Genomic DNA, 14,185 nt, shown 5'->3' on the forward strand with positions numbered 1-14,185 from the left:
TCATGGCGATGGTCGACACCGGCTCCGTCCGGTTGCACGTCCAGCGGCTCGGTCCCGGCGGGGGCCGCCCGGCCGACGCCACCGTCGTCCTGGTGCACGGTCTGCTCACCGACAGCCTGGCCAGCCACTACTTCACCGTGGCCCCCGCGTTCGCGGCGGCCGGCCTCGACGTCGTCATGTACGACCTGCGCGGCCACGGCCGCAGCGAGCGCCCCGCCGAGGGCTACACCCTGGACCACAACATCGACGACCTGGAGGCGCTCCTGGACCGGCTCGGGGTGTCCGGGCCGGTGCATCTGGTCGGCAACTCCTACGGCGGCACGGTCGCGTTCGGTTACGCGGCCCGTCATCCGGAGCGGGCGAGCAGTGTCTGTCTCATCGAGTCCGAGCCGGCCACCCCCGCCTGGGCGGAGAAGCTGGAGCGGATCCTGGGCTGGGTGGTGGAGCGGCTCGCACACCACGAGCCGGAGGCGCTCGCCTGGGTCACGGCCAACCGGGGACAGCACACGGCCCGGCTGGCCAAGGGCGCGGCGCGGCTGGTGCGGGAGACGACGCTCAGCCGGGACATCCCGGCCAGCCGGGTGCTCACGGAGGAACAGGTCGCGGCGGTGCGCTGCCCGGTGCTCGCCCTCTACGGGGGCGACTCCGACCTGGCCGGGCAGGCGGCCTGGCTGAAGGGGGTGCTGCCGGACTGCCGGACGGTGATCGTGCCCGGTCATGAGCACTCGATCCTCGTGGAGGCCTCGGGGACGGTGGGCGGGCAGGTGCTGGCCCTGGTGGCGGAGACCCTCGGGACGGCGGCCCGGTGAGCCGGTTCCTGTTCGTCGTGCCGCCGCTGGTCGGGCATGTGAACCCGACCGTGGGGGTCGCCGCCGAGCTTGTCGCGCGGGGACACCGGGTGGCGTGGGTGTGCCCGGACCCGGAGCTGGTGGCGCGGCTCGCGGGGCCCGGGGCGGCGGTGTTCGGGTGCGCCGGTGCCGCCCGGGGCGAGCGGCCCGCCGAGCTGCGCGGCCCCGAGGCGCTGAAGTTCCTGTGGGAGTGGTATCTGCTGCCGCTCGCCGAGGCGATGGCGCCGGGTGTGCGGGCGGCCGCCCGGGAGTTCCGGCCGGATGTGGTGGTGGCCGACCAGCAGGCGTTCGCGGGGGCGTTCACCGCCGAGCGGCTGGGGCTGCCCTGGGCGACCTCGGCGACGACCTCGGCGGAGTTCACCGATCCGCTGGCCGGGCTGCCCAAGGTGCGGGAGTGGGTCGACGGGCGGCTGGCCGGACTGCGCGCCCTGCTCGGCGATCCCGCGCGGGCGACCGACCCGCGTTTCTCGCCGTACCTCGTGCTGGCCTTCAGCGCGGCGGAGCTGGCGGGCCCGGCCGAGGGCGTCCGCTGGGTGGGTCCCTCGATCACCGCGCGGCCCGAGACGTCCGGCTTCCCCTGGGAGTGGCTCGATGCCGGCCGGGCCACCGTCCTGGTGAGTCTCGGCACCGCCAACACCGATGTGGGCGGCCGTTTCCTCGACGTGTGCCGCACCGCGCTGCGCGAACGGGCCGACCAGGTCCAGGCGTTGATCGTCGACCCGGGCGGGACGCTCGGCGCCGCCGATGACGACAAGGACGTGCTGGTGGTGCCGTCCGTGCCGCAACTCGCGCTGCTGGAGCGGGGGGTGGACGCGGTGGTGTGCCATGCCGGGCACAACACGGTGTGCGAGGCGCTGTGGCACGGCGTTCCGCTGGTCGTCGCCCCCATCCGGGACGACCAGCCGGTGGTCGCCGGGCAGGTCGTGGACGCCGGTGCCGGGGTGCGGGTGCGCTTCGGCCGGGTGTCGGCCCCGCGGCTGGGCGCCGCCCTGGACGCCGTACTCCACGGGCCCGAGTACTGGGCGGCCGCCGACCGGATCGGTTCGGCGTTCCGCGCCGCCGGCGGCGCCCCGGCCGCCGCGGACCATCTCGACGAGCTGGCAAGGGAGTCCGGATGAGCGACGAGACCCGGCCGGGCGAGCGGATCGCCGCGCTGCGCCCCGGCTACCGGGCGGACATCGCGGCCGGGGTGGAGCGCTTCCTGGAGCCCCGGCGCACCAGCTGCCCGTGGTGCGGCTGCGAGGCCCTCACCACCCGGCTGCGCACCACCGACCTGCTCCAGCACAAGCCGGGCCGGTTCGTCCTGGACCGCTGCGAGGGCTGCGGGCACGTCTTCCAGAACCCCCGGCTCAGCGCGGAGGGGCTGGAGTTCTACTACCGGGACTTCTACGACGGCCTCGGGGAGAAGAAGCTCGGGGAGACCTTCGGGGCGCGGACGAAGACGTACCGGAACCGGGCCGAGTCGATGCTGCCGTACGACCGGGCGCCGAAGGCCTGGCTGGACGTGGGCACCGGGCACGGGCACTTCTGCGCGGCGGCGCGGGAGGTGCTGCCGGACACGGTGTTCGACGGGCTGGACTTCACCGACGGCGTCGAACTCGCCGAGCGGGAGGGCCGGGTGGCGCACGGCCACCGGGGCAGCTTCCCGGACCTGGCGCCCGAACTGGCCGCCCGCTACGACGTGGTGAGCATGTTCCACTATCTGGAGCACAGCACCGACCCCGACCGTGAGCTGCGGGCCGCGCGGGAGGCGGTGCGGCCGGGCGGCCATCTGCTGATCGAGGTCCCCGACCCCGAGAGCCGCTACGCCCGGCTGCTCGGCCGCTGGTGGCTGCCCTGGCTCCAGCCGCAGCACCTGCATTTCGTGCCGGTGGCCAATCTGCGGGACCGGCTCACCGAGCTGGGCTTCACGGTGGTCGCGGAGCAGCACGCCGAGCCGCACGATCCGGTCGATCTGCTGGCCGCCGTCTGGCTGGCGCTGGACCACGCGGCGCCACGCGAGGACACCCCGTGGCTGCCCGCGCGGCCGGGCGCGCTGCGCCGTGCGCTACGGGCCGCGCTGCTGATCGCGGGCGTCCCGGCACTGATCGCGGGCACGCTGCTGGACCGGTTCGCCGTCCGGCCGCTGGCGCACCGGCTGGGCGTGTCCAACGCGTACCGGATCGTGGCCAGACGCGGCTGACGGCTGGGCAGACGGGTTCCGCCGTGCTAGCTTCAGGCCCACCGAATCATCAGGAATCCTGGCGATCGACGGTACGGTCCGACGAACGGAACCCGCATGTCCCTCCTGGCCAGACCGGCGGTGGCGACCCGCGCCGCCAAGACGATGCAGGGCCTCACCAGACTGGCGAGCCGCCGCTCCGGCGGCCCCGGATCCACGGCCGCCTGGCGAGCCCGGTTCCCCGAGTACCCGCGGGACGCGAGCGAGACGACCGTGCCGACGTCGGTCGCCCCGGCACCGGTCACGGTGTACCTGCCGCCGAGCGGCACCGCCACGCGGCCGCCCGTCCACGTCAACTTCCACGGCGGCGGCTATGTCATGTCGATGCCGGTGATGGACGACGCGCTGTGCCGGTTCCTGGCCGTCGAGGCGGGCGTGGTCGTGGTCAACGTGCAGTACGTGGTCGCGCCGCAGCACCCGTTCCCGGCGCCGGTCACCCAGGCGTACGAGGTGGTGCAATGGGTGGCCGGGCACGGCGCGGAGCACGGCTGGGACGGCACACGGCTCACCGTGGGCGGGCAGAGCGCGGGCGGTGGCCTCGCCGCGGCCGTGGCCCGCCAGGCCCTGGAGCAGGGCGGGCCGTCGATCGCCCTGCAGGTCCTGCACTATCCGCCGCTGGACCTCGCCACCCCCGCCCGGGACAAGAAGGCGGTGGTCGCCCGGCCGATGCTGCGGCCCTGGATGGCGGACGTCTTCGACACCTCGTACGTGCCCGACCCGAAGGAGCGCGCCGACCGGCTCGTCTCCCCCGCGCACCCCTCGGACACCGCCGATCTCCGGGATATCGCGCCGGCTCTGGTGGTCACGGCCGAGTACGACCTGCTGCGCGCCGAGGCGGTCCGCTACGCCGAGCGGCTGCGCTCGGCCGGTGCCCTCGTCGAGCACCACGAGGTGGCCGGCGCCGACCACGGCTATGACACGAACGACGACGAAAAGGCCCGTACCGCTTACACCCTGATGGCCCGTCACCTCCGCCGGGCCACCGCGCCCGACGCCTCCTGAGAGGCGCGGGCGCCGCGGTCCCGCCGGAAGCCGCCGTCCCCCTATTCGGCGGCTTCCGGTGGGACGACCCCCAGCTTCCCGGCCCGCTCGGCCGGTTCACGCCGTAGAACACACCCTCGGCGCCGTCCGCCACCGGCAGGCCCGACCGGCACGTCCTGGGCACGGGTCCTGCCGCCGTGCGGTGCCAGGTGGAGGTACAGCCGTGTCCGAGAGGCTCACCCAGCTCGGAATGCAAGGCAGACCTGCACGTTAGACCGGATCACCACGTCACGCGGACGTTCACCGAGACCGGGAGGACGGTGGAGCATCTGTCGGCGGAGGACCGGATGGGACGGGACGGCTGAGGATTCAGCGCACCCCGGCCGTCACGGCCTCCGCGATCACCTCGGCGACCGCCGCGGGCTGTTCCACCAGGACCGCGTGTCCCGCGTCGGGGACCGTCACCATCCGCACGTGCGGGCAGGCCCGAAGGCCGGCCCGCTCCTCGTCGGTCAGGCCGATCTCGTCGTGGTCGCCCCGCACCACCCAGGAGGGGACGCCGGCCCCGCACAGCCGCTGCACCAGGGACGGATGGCGGCCGAGGTAGACGTAGTAGTCGTGCAGGATCCGGCGGCAGGACGCCGGGTCGTTGTCGGCCATCACCGCCGCGAGCGCCTCCGCGCGCCGCGGCGGCAGTTCGCGTTTCATCGCCCGGGGCAGCAGCCCGAGCATGCCGGCCCAGACCATCGCGCCGAGCCCCGGCACCCGGCCCACCGCGTTCAGCACCGCCAGGGACTTCATCTCGTCCCCGCGCGAGAAGCTCGGCGAGAGCAGCACGAGCGGGCCCCGGAACAGACCGAGGGCCGCCATCTCGAGCGCCACGTTGGCGCCCAGGCTGTGCCCCACGACCGCCTCGCAGCCGGCCTCGGCGGCGAAGTCCGCCATCAGCCGGGCGTAGTGCTCCATGGATACGTCCTCCGGCGGCTCGGTGCGGCCGAAGCCCGGCAGGGTCACCGCCACCGTCCCGAGGCCGGCCACCGCGGGCTCGGCCATGACGTCCGCGCAGAACTCGGTCGTGCACAGTCCGCCCGGGATCATCAGCACCCGGTGCGCGGCGTCCGACGGTCCCCCGCGGCGGACCTCCCAACGCTCACCCATACAACGAGCGTGACCCCGTACGACGCGCTCCGCACCCCGAACGCCGGCCACCGCACACGAGGTGCGGGGCCGGCGTGGCGGTGTCCCCCGGGTGTCCGTGCGCGCCGGTCAGTGCGCGCCCACCAGCTCCTGGCCGGAGGGGACGGGCGTCCGCCTGCCGCCGCGCAGGGCCGCGATCCCGATGAAGACCATGGAGGAGACACCGGCGAGCGCGAAGGCGGTGAAGCCCCGGTCGCCGTTGCCCGCGGCGAGCAGCTGGCCGCCGAGCCAGGGGCCGAAGACGGCGCCGAAGCGGCCCATGCCGGAGGTCCAGCCGACGGCGGTGGCACGGTTGTCCGGGTTCGAGCGGATCGACACCGTCGCGTAGATCATCGTCTGGGCGCTGTTGAGGAAGACACCGGTGAGAAAGACGACGATCATCGTGATCGCGGTCGACATGTGCACGCTGAGCAGGAAGACACCGGCGGCGGTGAGCGCGAACCACACCGCGGAGATGCGCGGGGCGCCGAAGCGGTCGGCGGCGCGGCCGGCGACCAGCATGCCCACGATGCCGCCGAGGTTGAAGACGACCACGAAGGTCAGGGCGTTGGCGAGGGCGTAACCCTCGGCGCGCATCAGGGTCGGCAGCCAGGTGGCGACACCGTAGACCAGGAGGAGGCCGCCGAAGGAGGCCAGCCAGTACAGCAGGGTCTGGATCCACTCGCCACCGCGGAAGAGGCCGGCGAGGGCGTCGAAGCGGTCGGCGGCGGACTTGCGGCCGGACGCGGCGGCGGGCAGTTCGACGTCGTGACGGGCGGCGAGCGCGGTCGCCTCCTCGGTGCGGCCCTTGGCGACGAGGAAGCTCAGCGACTCGGGCAGGAACGTCGCCAGCACCGGGGCGAACAGCAGCGGGGCCACGCAGACCCAGAAGGCCGCACGCCAGCCGACCGGGTCGATCAGCCACTTGGCGACGTAGGCGGAGAGGATGCCGCCGGCGTGGTGGGCGGTCATCAGGAGGCCGATGGTGACGGCGGTGCGGCCGCGCGGGGCGTAGTCGGAGACCATGCTGATCGCGGTGGGCAGCAGACCGCCGAGGCCGACACCCGCGAGGGTCCGGCCGAGGCCGAAGACCTCGACGCCGCCGGCGAGCGCGCACACCCCGGACGCCAGCGAGAACAGGACCACGCAGCCGACCATCAGCTTCTTGCGCCCGATCCGGTCGGCGACCGTACCCGCCGCGAGGGCGCCGACGAGCATCCCGAAGGTGGCGTAGCTGCCCAGGTCACCGGCCGTGTCCGGGGTGAGGCCGAAGGTCTTCGTCTCCAGCAGGTGCGGCAGCACGGAGCCGTAGACGAACATGTCGAGGCCGTCGAACAGGACGGCCAGCCAGCACAGGCCGACGACCAGGAGGGCCAGTCTGCTGCCACGCGCGGCCAGGTCGGGGGAGGAGGACATCGTTGTTTCCCTCTCGAACGGGGTGGGTCCTCAGACGCTAAGGACCCACCCCGAAAAGTGTCAACGCTTTTGTCAACAATCTCATCGACAATCAGCGCGCATCGGGCGGCGTGCGCTCAGGCGACGGGCGGCGTCCCGTGCGTGTGGAAGGACTCGATGGTCTTCAGACCCCAGGCCTGGCCCTTCCCGCGCTCCTCCTCGGTCCAGGTGATCAGCGGCCAGTCGGGGGCCAGCACCAGCCGGGTGAGCGGGTTGCACAGCTCGATGCGGTTGCCGCCGGGTTCGTAGACATAGAGGAAGAACGTCTGCTGGATGGCGTGCTTGTGCGGTCCCGTCTCGATGAACACACCCGTGTCGATCGCGAGGTCGGCGGCCCGCAGGATGTCCTCACGGGTGTCCGTCGCGAAGGCGATGTGGTGCAGCCGGCCGGCGCTGCCGGTCCAGTCCGAGGTGTAGACGACGTCGTACGACTTGTTCGTGTACGTCAGCCAGCGCGCCGCGATCGTGCCGCTGTCGAGCCGGATCTGCTCGGTGGGCCGGGCGCCGAGCACACGCTGCTGGAACTCGGCGTTGACGAGGACGTCGGCGGCGAGGAAGTTGATGTGGTCCAGGCGTCGTACGCCCACGCCCCGGTTGGGTTTGGCCTGGGGCTGGTTCTTCAGCGCGGGCCTGAGCCCCTCGGGCGCCCGGTAGTGCTCGCTCTCCCAGTACAGGGCGTGCTCGTGGCCGTCGGGATCGGTGGTGACGTAGAGCTTGCCCAGGCCGGGTTCGTCCTCGGTCCAGGTGCCCGTTCCGCCCGCCGCCTCGACCGCCGCGACACGGCGGTGCAGGGCCTCCTCGCTGGAGGTGCGCAGGGCGAGCCGGCCGAGGCCGGGCCGCTCGCGGGCGGTGAGAACCAGGCTGTGGTGCTCGTAGTCGTCGAAGGTCCGCAGGTAGACCGTGTCGCCGTCCTCGCCGTCGACCGTGAGGCCCAGATAGTCGGTGAAGAAGGCGACGCTGGCGTCCAGGTCCGGGGTGAAGAGCTGGGCGTGGCCGATGTGGGCGATGTCGCCGAGCGGCGGAGTCATCGTTGACCTCCAGTGGGGAAGACCGTGCCGTCGAAGATCTTGCGGGCCGTGCGGACCACGGCGGTGCGACGGGCGGTGGGCAGACCCTCGGGGGTGGTGCCGAGGGTGATGTCGATGTCGAGGAATCCCGTGGGATGTTCTATGCGCATGCGGTCACTGTCAGCGGGCGGCACGGCGGCCTTGTGCGCCACACCGCCCTCGATCCGCAGCCCGGCCGCGACGCCCGCCGCGCCGAGGACGCCGATCGAGGGGTGACAGCGCACGGGAATGAAGGTGCGCGTGGTGACCGCGCCCCCGGCGCGGGGCGGGGAGAGCAGGGTGAGCTTGGGGACGGTGGTGTCGGAGACGTCACCGAGACCCATCAGCCGGCCCGCCGTCAGCCGGATCGCGCGCAGCCGGTCGGCGAGGGCCAGATCCTCCTCCAGGTCCCGGGGCGACTCGTAGCCGGTGACGCCGAGGTCCGCGGCGAGCATCAACACCGTCGGCATGCCGTTGTCCACGCAGGTCACCGGGGTGCCGTCGATCATGTCCCGGACATTGCCGGTGGGCAGCAGGGGACGCTCGCCCGCCGGGAACTCGATCACCACCGGCGCCGCCGTCCCCGGGACGCCGGAGATCTCGGCGTCGCCGGTGTAGCGCACCCGGCCGCCGGGGGTCGGGAAGGTGGCCGTCGCGCGGTCGCCGCTGTTGACCATGCGGATCCGTACGGCGGTCTCGGCCTCCCCCGCCGCGACGAGTCCACGCTCCACGGCGAACGGGCCGACGCCCGCCAGGATGTTGCCGCAGTTCTGACGGTCACTCACCTCGGCCCGGTCCACGGCGACCTGGAGGAAGAGATAGTCGACGTCGGCGCGCGGGTCGGCGGACCGGGACACCACCGCGACCTTGCTGGTGAGCGGGTGCGCGCCGCCCAGGCCGTCGATCTGGCGCTCGTCCGGGCTGCCCATCACCCGCAGCAACAGCTCGTCGCGCAGGGCCGGTTCGGCGGGCAGGTCGCCGGCGAGGAAGTAGGCACCCTTGGAGGTGCCGCCCCGCATCAGCAGACAGGGCACCTCCTCGGGCAGGGAGGTCACCGCGGCTCCCCCGTGTACTCCTCGTACGTCCGGTACTCGACGCCGAGTTGCCGCAGGGTCTCCCGCAACCCGTAACGGTCCAGGCCGAGTTCGCCGTCGAGGAAGGCGGCACGGGCACGGGCCTCCTTGGCCTCACGGGCCTCGGACGCCTCCGCCGCGGCCCGGGCGCGCTCGCGCGGGACGACCACGACTCCGTCGTCGTCGGCGAGGATCACATCGCCGGGACGGATGACCTGGCCGTCGATCGCGACGGGCACGTTCACCGAGCCGCCGGTGGCCTTCACGGTGCCCTGCGCGGACACCGCCCGCGACCAGGCCGGGAAGTCCATCTCGCGCAGCTCCTGGGTGTCCCGGACGCCCGCGTTGATGATCAGTCCGCGCACCCCGCGCCGCTGGAGCGCGGTCGCGAACAGCTCGCCGAACATGCCGTCGGTGGACGGGGAGGTGGTGGTGACGACCAGGACGTCACCCTCGCCGCACTGCTCGACGGCCGCGTGGATCATGAGGTTGTCCCCGGGCCAGCCGAGCACGGTGACGGCGGTGCCGGCCATCCGCACGCCCTGCTGGATCGGGCGGATGCCCGGCCCGAGCAGCCCGGCCCGGCCCATCGCCTCGCTCACGGTGGCCACCCCGAAGGCGGCCAGCGCCTCGACGTCCTTCTGCTCCGCCTTCGGCGGGTTGGTGACGATCACGCCGCTCACGCTTCCTCCTTCCGCGGCGCTCCGCTGCGGCTCCGCTGCGGCCGGGTGCCCGCTCAGCTCCGCGGACCCCCCGCCTCCGCCGCACCTCAGCTCGCTCACGCCAGCTCCTTCGCGATCTGCGGGTAGGGGCGCATGAACGCCTCGGCCATCGTCCTGTGGGCCAGGCCCAGGTTGGGGCCGGCGTTGCGCTTGAGCTGGACGCCCCGGCGGACGGCGAGGTCGGTGTAGTAGTCCCACAGGTGCTGCTGGGCGCCCAGGCACTCCATCGCCCCCCGTTTGGTCTCCCAGACCTCGGTGATGTCGAGCAGCACCTCGGGCCGGAAGCCGCTCATCTCGGGCTGGTGCGGCTCGAAGTAGAAGACCGGCGGGGCGCCGATGATCTCGCCCTCGCCCGGGTAGCCGATGGCCTGCGCGAGGACCCGGGCCTCCAGGGCCATCCGGTTGGCGGCCGGGTGGTCGCCGTTGTACGGGTCCTCGGTGGGGTGGGTGAGGACGACATCGGGCTGGGTCTCGCGGTAGACGGCGACGAGCCGGTCGGTGAGCTCGGCGGAGGCGACGAGCGGGTAGTCGCCGGCGTCGAAGAAGCGGACCTCGGCCCCCAGGACGCCGGCGGCCCGCTCGGCCTCGTCCCGGCGGATCGCCTTGATCTCGTCGAGCTTCCTGCCCTCGCGCCACGCCTTGGCGGACTCCCCGCGCTCGCCGAAGGTCAGACAGGCGATGGTGACCTTCTCCCCGCGCACGGCGGCCAGGGCGATGGCGCCGCCCGCACGCCAGACGAAGTCCCCGGCGTGGGCGGTGACGACGAGGGTGGATCGGGGTGGGCGGGCGGGCGCGTTGGCCTGGGTCATGCTGTTTTCTCCTTGATGACAGGTGGGCGCCCGCCTCGCGCGGCCGTGATCAGTCGCGCAGCGCCTCGATCACACTGCTGAGGTGGGCGCGGACGGCCGTCTCGGCCGCCTGCGGGTCCCTGGCCCGGATCGCTTCGATCATGGTCAGGTGCTCGTTCAGGGATTGCTGCGGACGCCCCGGCCTGAGCGCCAGCTGGAAGCGGTGGCGCACCAGCTGGGCGTTCAGCCGCTCCAGCAGTTCCTGCGCGGTCCGCTGCCCGGAGAACTCCCGGATGCGGACGTGCAGTTCATGGTTGAGGTCGGAGTAGGTGACCGGCTCGCCGTCGGCGACGGCCTTGGTCATCGCCGTACCCAGCTCGGTGAGCTGCATCAGCTGCTCGTCGCTGGCGGCGACGGCCGCCTTCGCCGCGCACAGCCCTTCGAGGACCATGCGGCACTCGGTGATGGCGACCGCCTCGTCCACGGTCACCACCCGCACCCGCGAGCCGCGGTTGCGGATCCGCTCGACGAGTCCCTGGGACTCCAGATCGATGAGTGCCGCGCGGATGCTCGCCCGGGTCACACCGAACTGCTCGGCGAGCTCGTTCTCCACCAACCGCTGCGCCGGTGCCATGTCGCCGTGCAGGATCGCCTGCCGCACCTGCGCGAGCGCATGCTGCTTGGCCTGCTCCCCGGTGCTCGGACGGGCTTCGTTCGGCATTGCGCCCTCCCTGAGTGAGTGCCTGTCGAACCTAAATCTAGCCAAACAAGATTGTCAACAATTTTGTCCGCCGTACCTGCTGGTCACTTGATGACGGCGTTGGCCACGACCACGACCGTCCCGAGCAGCGCGTCCATCACCCCGACCAGCGCGGCGGCCCCCCAGGAGCGGTGCGCACGGCGGGCCGTGATCAGACCGAGGGCGAACAGCAGGGCGATGTTGAGGGCGAACGCCGGGTACTCCACCCCGTTCGCCGGCCACCAGCCCCAGCCCGCGCCCGCCAGCACCACCACCGTCGGCACGACCGCCGCGACCAGGGACCATTCGTCGCGCAGGGCACGCAGCGCGTCCCAGCGGCGGTGCGGGGTGCGCTCGGCGATGTAGTGGGCGTAGCCGTGCGCGAGGGCGGACGCCCCGGCGGTGACCAGCAGCCACAGGGCGTCGTCGCGGCGCCTGGCCGGGGAGGCGTACCCGTACTGGGTGAGCGCGGCCACCATCGCACTCGCGAGGACGGCGCCGTAGACCCCGCCGAAGAGGATCGTCTCGTGGGCGTCGTGCCGGTGGGGCCGGACCGCGTCCGCCGTGTCGTCCGCCATGCGCTCAACGATCACCCGGCCCCGCCCCGCCTGCCAGTCGCGACGAACCGTCCCTCCGGCCGGGCGGATACCGCACACCGTGTCCACACCGGGCGGGGCGGCACCGCCGCTAGGGTCGCCGCATGACCCACAGCTTCGCCCTGCACATCCCCGACGCCGCCCTCGAACCCGAGCCGCTCGACCCGGCGCAGATCGTCTCCGGCACACCCGAGGTGACCGGCAAGGTCGTCTGGGAGTCGGCGGACGGCCGGCAGATCCGGGGCGTCTGGCAGATCACGCCGGGCGTGGTCACCGACACCGAGGCCGACGAACTGTTCGTCGTGATCAGCGGCTCGGCGACCATCGAGATCGAGGGCGGCCCCACCCTGACCGTCGGTCCGGGCGACCTGGCGGTCCTGCGCGCGGGCGACCGGACGACGTGGACGGTCCACGAGACCCTGCGCAAGGCGTACGCGATCACCCTCTGAGCACCTCCGGGTCAGCCGCCCGCCGCCTGGGGCATGTTGTACGGGGTCACCACCTGGATCGCGGACGGCAGGGTCGGTCCGGCGGGCGGCAGGGCCCCGTGGGCGCGCATCACGGTGTGGCAGGCCTCGCGCATGTCCTGGCGCAGGTCGTGGTGGAGGACGGCGGACAGCCGGTGGTCGCGCAGCAGCCGGGTGTTGTCGTGGTCGAGGTCGTGCGCGACGAACACGGCGCACTCGCGGCGCGCGTCGGCGAAGGCCTTCAGGGTGGCGAAGTTCCCGCCGCCGATCGAGTACACCGCCCGGATTCCCGGGTCGCGGGCCAGGGCGGCCCGGACGAGGTCGTACTGGGTGGCGTCCAGGCCCTGTCCCTCGGTGATCTCCACCAGGGTGCGGCCCGGGTGCCGGGTCCGCATCACGCCGCGGAAGCCCATCTCGCGCTCCTCCTCGTTGCGGAAGAACCCGCTGGACAGGCTGGTGAGGACATTGCCGGGGCGGTCGCCGAGCCACTGCCCCATGAGGTACGCGGCGGTGGCGCCGGCGGCCCGGTTGTCGATGCCGACATAGGCGAGCCGGGCGCTCGCGGGCAGGTCGGTCACGAGCGTGACGACCGGAATGCCGACGGCGACCAGCCGGCCCACGGCGGCCGTGATCTCGGGGACGTCCGGCGCCTTGAGGATCACGCCCTGCGAGCCGCGCCGGGCTATCCGGTCGAGGACGGCGATCTGCTCCGCGACCGGTCCGGTCTCCCGGAAGTGGAAGCGGGAGCGCAGCACCGCGGGATGCAGCGAGGGCAGTTCGGCCTCCAGGGCGGCCCGTACGGCGTTGGTGAACCGTTCGGGCGCCTGCATGACGATGTCCACCATGAAGGTCCGGCCGACGAGCCGGACCTGGGTGCGCTGCCGGTGCAGTTCGGCGATGGCCCGCCGCACCTCCTGGGCGGTGGACTCGCGCACCCCTCCCCTGCCGTTGAGGACCCGGTCGACGGTGGCCTCGCTCAGGCCCGCCTGACGTGCGATCTCGCGGAGGGGGAAGGGATGGCCCACGGAAGGCTCCTCGGTGGTCGGCTTGAGGGGTTTTTGATGGCTGCCTGCTGGTTGTTCGACGGGTTTGTCATGACAAGAATGGCAGTACTGAGCCGCCATTGTCATCGAAGGGACGACGCGCACGACCGACCCCGCCGACCACCCGCACGCCTGCGGGCGCTGTGCGAGGGCTGCACCCCGCGGGCCCTTGGGGACGAGTCGCGGGTGGGCGCCGGGCGGCGCATCGGCTGAAAGGACATGGGGTACATGGGACTTCTCGACGACAAGGTCGTCCTGGTCAACGGCGGCAGCCAGGGGGTGGGCGCGGCCATCGCGCGGGCGGCGGCCCGCGAGGGCGCCCTGGTCGCCGTCACCGGGCGGCGGCCGGAGCCGGGCGAGGCCCTGGTCGCCGAGCTGACCGGGGCGGGCGGCACGGCGCTCTTCGTGCAGGCCGACCTGGCGGACGCCGCACAGGCGAAGGCCTCGGTGGCCCGGACCGTGGCCGCGTACGGCCGGGTCGACTGCCTGGTCAACTCGGCCGGGCTGACCTCCCGGGGCACGCTCCTCGACACCACGCCCGAGCTGTTCGACCAGCACATCGCGATCAACCTGAAGGCGCCGTTCTTCGCCATGCAGGCGGCGGTCGCGGACATGGTGGCCCGGAAGGCGCCCGGCACGGTCGTCAACATCATCACCTCCTCGGCGCACGGCGGACAGCCCTTCCTCGCGCCGTACGTCGCCGCCAAGGCCGGCCTGGTCGGTCTGACCCGCAACGCCGCGCACGCCCACCGCTTCGACCGCGTCCGGATCAACGGCCTGAACATCGGCTGGACGGCGACCGAGGGCGAGGACGCGACGCAGAAGGCGTTCCACGGCGCCGGGGACGACTGGCGCGAGGAGGCCGCCGCACGGCTGCCGATGGGCAAGCTCGGCCAGCCGGACGAGATCGCCGACTTCGCGGTGTTCCTGCTGTCCGAGCGGTCCGGCGTGGTCACCGGTTCGGTGATCGACTGGGACCAGAACGTGCTCGGCGGCCTCGACTAGACCTGATCCCCTTCAGCCCCTTCTC

The 14,185-nt window shown here is 73.0% G+C and carries 15 protein-coding genes; 6 read left to right on the top strand and 9 right to left on the bottom strand.

Going from position 1 to position 14,185, the window contains the following annotated elements:
- Positions 1 to 2: 2 nt before the first annotated feature.
- The 4 genes from AQJ64_RS24870 to AQJ64_RS24885 all read left to right on the top strand — a co-directional run bounded on the left by AQJ64_RS24870 (position 3) and on the right by AQJ64_RS24885 (position 4,071).
- A complete protein-coding gene (locus AQJ64_RS24870) occupies positions 3 to 809 on the top strand; it encodes an alpha/beta fold hydrolase (protein ID WP_055638093.1) in 807 nt (268 codons plus the stop codon).
- The gene (locus tag AQJ64_RS24875) at positions 806 to 1,966 is read left to right on the top strand and encodes a glycosyltransferase (protein ID WP_055638094.1); all 1,161 of its coding nucleotides are present in this window, start codon (positions 806 to 808) and stop codon (positions 1,964 to 1,966) included. The genes AQJ64_RS24870 and AQJ64_RS24875 overlap by 4 nt, the downstream gene beginning before the upstream one ends.
- Entirely contained in the window at positions 1,963 to 3,030 is a 1,068-nt protein-coding gene (locus AQJ64_RS24880) for a class I SAM-dependent methyltransferase (RefSeq protein WP_206189909.1), read from the top strand. The genes AQJ64_RS24875 and AQJ64_RS24880 overlap by 4 nt, the downstream gene beginning before the upstream one ends.
- A 96-nt stretch (positions 3,031 to 3,126) precedes the next feature.
- Complete coding sequence (locus AQJ64_RS24885; protein WP_055638095.1) at positions 3,127 to 4,071, top strand: alpha/beta hydrolase fold domain-containing protein; 945 nt, start codon at positions 3,127 to 3,129, stop codon at positions 4,069 to 4,071.
- A gap of 348 nt (positions 4,072 to 4,419) precedes the next feature.
- Here the strand turns inward: AQJ64_RS24885 and AQJ64_RS24890 are convergent, their stop codons facing one another.
- The 8 genes from AQJ64_RS24890 to AQJ64_RS24925 all read right to left on the bottom strand — a co-directional run bounded on the left by AQJ64_RS24890 (position 4,420) and on the right by AQJ64_RS24925 (position 11,627).
- On the bottom strand, positions 4,420 to 5,208 hold the full coding sequence (locus tag AQJ64_RS24890) for an alpha/beta fold hydrolase (protein ID WP_055638096.1): 789 nt from the start codon (positions 5,206 to 5,208) through the stop codon (positions 4,420 to 4,422).
- A 108-nt stretch (positions 5,209 to 5,316) separates the two neighbouring features.
- Positions 5,317 to 6,642, bottom strand: a complete 1,326-nt coding sequence (locus AQJ64_RS24895; RefSeq protein WP_055638097.1) for an MFS transporter — start codon at positions 6,640 to 6,642, stop codon at positions 5,317 to 5,319.
- Between the two features lie 116 nt (positions 6,643 to 6,758).
- Positions 6,759 to 7,709, bottom strand: a complete 951-nt coding sequence (locus AQJ64_RS24900) for a catechol 2,3-dioxygenase (RefSeq protein ID WP_055638098.1) — start codon at positions 7,707 to 7,709, stop codon at positions 6,759 to 6,761.
- A complete protein-coding gene (locus AQJ64_RS24905; RefSeq protein WP_276206734.1) occupies positions 7,706 to 8,782 on the bottom strand; it encodes a 4-oxalomesaconate tautomerase in 1,077 nt (358 codons plus the stop codon). Before AQJ64_RS24905 ends, AQJ64_RS24900 begins: the two co-directional genes overlap by 4 nt.
- Complete coding sequence (locus AQJ64_RS24910) at positions 8,779 to 9,483, bottom strand: 4-carboxy-4-hydroxy-2-oxoadipate aldolase/oxaloacetate decarboxylase (protein WP_055638099.1); 705 nt, start codon at positions 9,481 to 9,483, stop codon at positions 8,779 to 8,781. Before AQJ64_RS24910 ends, AQJ64_RS24905 begins: the two co-directional genes overlap by 4 nt.
- Positions 9,484 to 9,578: 95 nt before the next feature.
- Positions 9,579 to 10,331 (bottom strand): PIG-L deacetylase family protein, encoded by a 753-nt coding sequence (locus AQJ64_RS24915; RefSeq protein WP_059202992.1) that lies wholly within the window; start codon positions 10,329 to 10,331, stop codon positions 9,579 to 9,581.
- A gap of 49 nt (positions 10,332 to 10,380) precedes the next feature.
- On the bottom strand, positions 10,381 to 11,031 hold the full coding sequence (locus AQJ64_RS24920) for a GntR family transcriptional regulator (protein ID WP_055637351.1): 651 nt from the start codon (positions 11,029 to 11,031) through the stop codon (positions 10,381 to 10,383).
- Positions 11,032 to 11,114: 83 nt separating this feature from the next.
- On the bottom strand, positions 11,115 to 11,627 hold the full coding sequence (locus AQJ64_RS24925; protein ID WP_055637350.1) for a hypothetical protein: 513 nt from the start codon (positions 11,625 to 11,627) through the stop codon (positions 11,115 to 11,117).
- 122 nt (positions 11,628 to 11,749) lie between these two features.
- Between AQJ64_RS24925 and AQJ64_RS24930 the strand changes: the two genes are divergently transcribed.
- Positions 11,750 to 12,094: a cupin domain-containing protein gene (locus tag AQJ64_RS24930; RefSeq protein ID WP_055637349.1), complete on the top strand. Its 345-nt coding sequence runs from the start codon at positions 11,750 to 11,752 to the stop codon at positions 12,092 to 12,094.
- Between the two features lie 11 nt (positions 12,095 to 12,105).
- Here the strand turns inward: AQJ64_RS24930 and AQJ64_RS24935 are convergent, their stop codons facing one another.
- A complete protein-coding gene (locus AQJ64_RS24935) occupies positions 12,106 to 13,137 on the bottom strand; it encodes a LacI family DNA-binding transcriptional regulator (protein WP_055637348.1) in 1,032 nt (343 codons plus the stop codon).
- Between the two features lie 246 nt (positions 13,138 to 13,383).
- Here AQJ64_RS24935 and AQJ64_RS24940 point away from each other — a divergent pair, with 246 nt between their 5' ends.
- Complete coding sequence (locus AQJ64_RS24940; RefSeq protein ID WP_059202993.1) at positions 13,384 to 14,160, top strand: SDR family oxidoreductase; 777 nt, start codon at positions 13,384 to 13,386, stop codon at positions 14,158 to 14,160.
- Positions 14,161 to 14,185: the final 25 nt, after the last annotated feature.

It is taken from the genome of Streptomyces griseoruber (genome assembly GCF_001514205.1).
Taxonomy (GTDB): Bacteria; Actinomycetota; Actinomycetes; order Streptomycetales; family Streptomycetaceae; genus Streptomyces; species Streptomyces griseoruber.

Bases quoted from the DNA above. Each gene is read 5' to 3' on its own strand.
- AQJ64_RS24915 (WP_059202992.1), bottom strand. From the start codon at position 10,331: ATGACCCAGGCCAACGCGCCCGCCCGCCCACCCCGATCCACCCTCGTC.
- AQJ64_RS24930 (WP_055637349.1), top strand. From the start codon at position 11,750: ATGACCCACAGCTTCGCCCTGCACATCCCCGACGCCGCCCTCGAACCC.
- AQJ64_RS24900 (WP_055638098.1), bottom strand. From the start codon at position 7,709: ATGACTCCGCCGCTCGGCGACATCGCCCACATCGGCCACGCCCAGCTC.
- AQJ64_RS24890 (WP_055638096.1), bottom strand. From the start codon at position 5,208: ATGGGTGAGCGTTGGGAGGTCCGCCGCGGGGGACCGTCGGACGCCGCG.
- AQJ64_RS24885 (WP_055638095.1), top strand. From the start codon at position 3,127: ATGTCCCTCCTGGCCAGACCGGCGGTGGCGACCCGCGCCGCCAAGACG.
- AQJ64_RS24925 (WP_055637350.1), bottom strand. From the start codon at position 11,627: ATGGCGGACGACACGGCGGACGCGGTCCGGCCCCACCGGCACGACGCC.
- AQJ64_RS24880 (WP_206189909.1), top strand. From the start codon at position 1,963: ATGAGCGACGAGACCCGGCCGGGCGAGCGGATCGCCGCGCTGCGCCCC.
- AQJ64_RS24895 (WP_055638097.1), bottom strand. From the start codon at position 6,642: ATGTCCTCCTCCCCCGACCTGGCCGCGCGTGGCAGCAGACTGGCCCTC.
- AQJ64_RS24920 (WP_055637351.1), bottom strand. From the start codon at position 11,031: ATGCCGAACGAAGCCCGTCCGAGCACCGGGGAGCAGGCCAAGCAGCAT.
- AQJ64_RS24940 (WP_059202993.1), top strand. From the start codon at position 13,384: ATGGGACTTCTCGACGACAAGGTCGTCCTGGTCAACGGCGGCAGCCAG.
- AQJ64_RS24870 (WP_055638093.1), top strand. From the start codon at position 3: ATGGCGATGGTCGACACCGGCTCCGTCCGGTTGCACGTCCAGCGGCTC.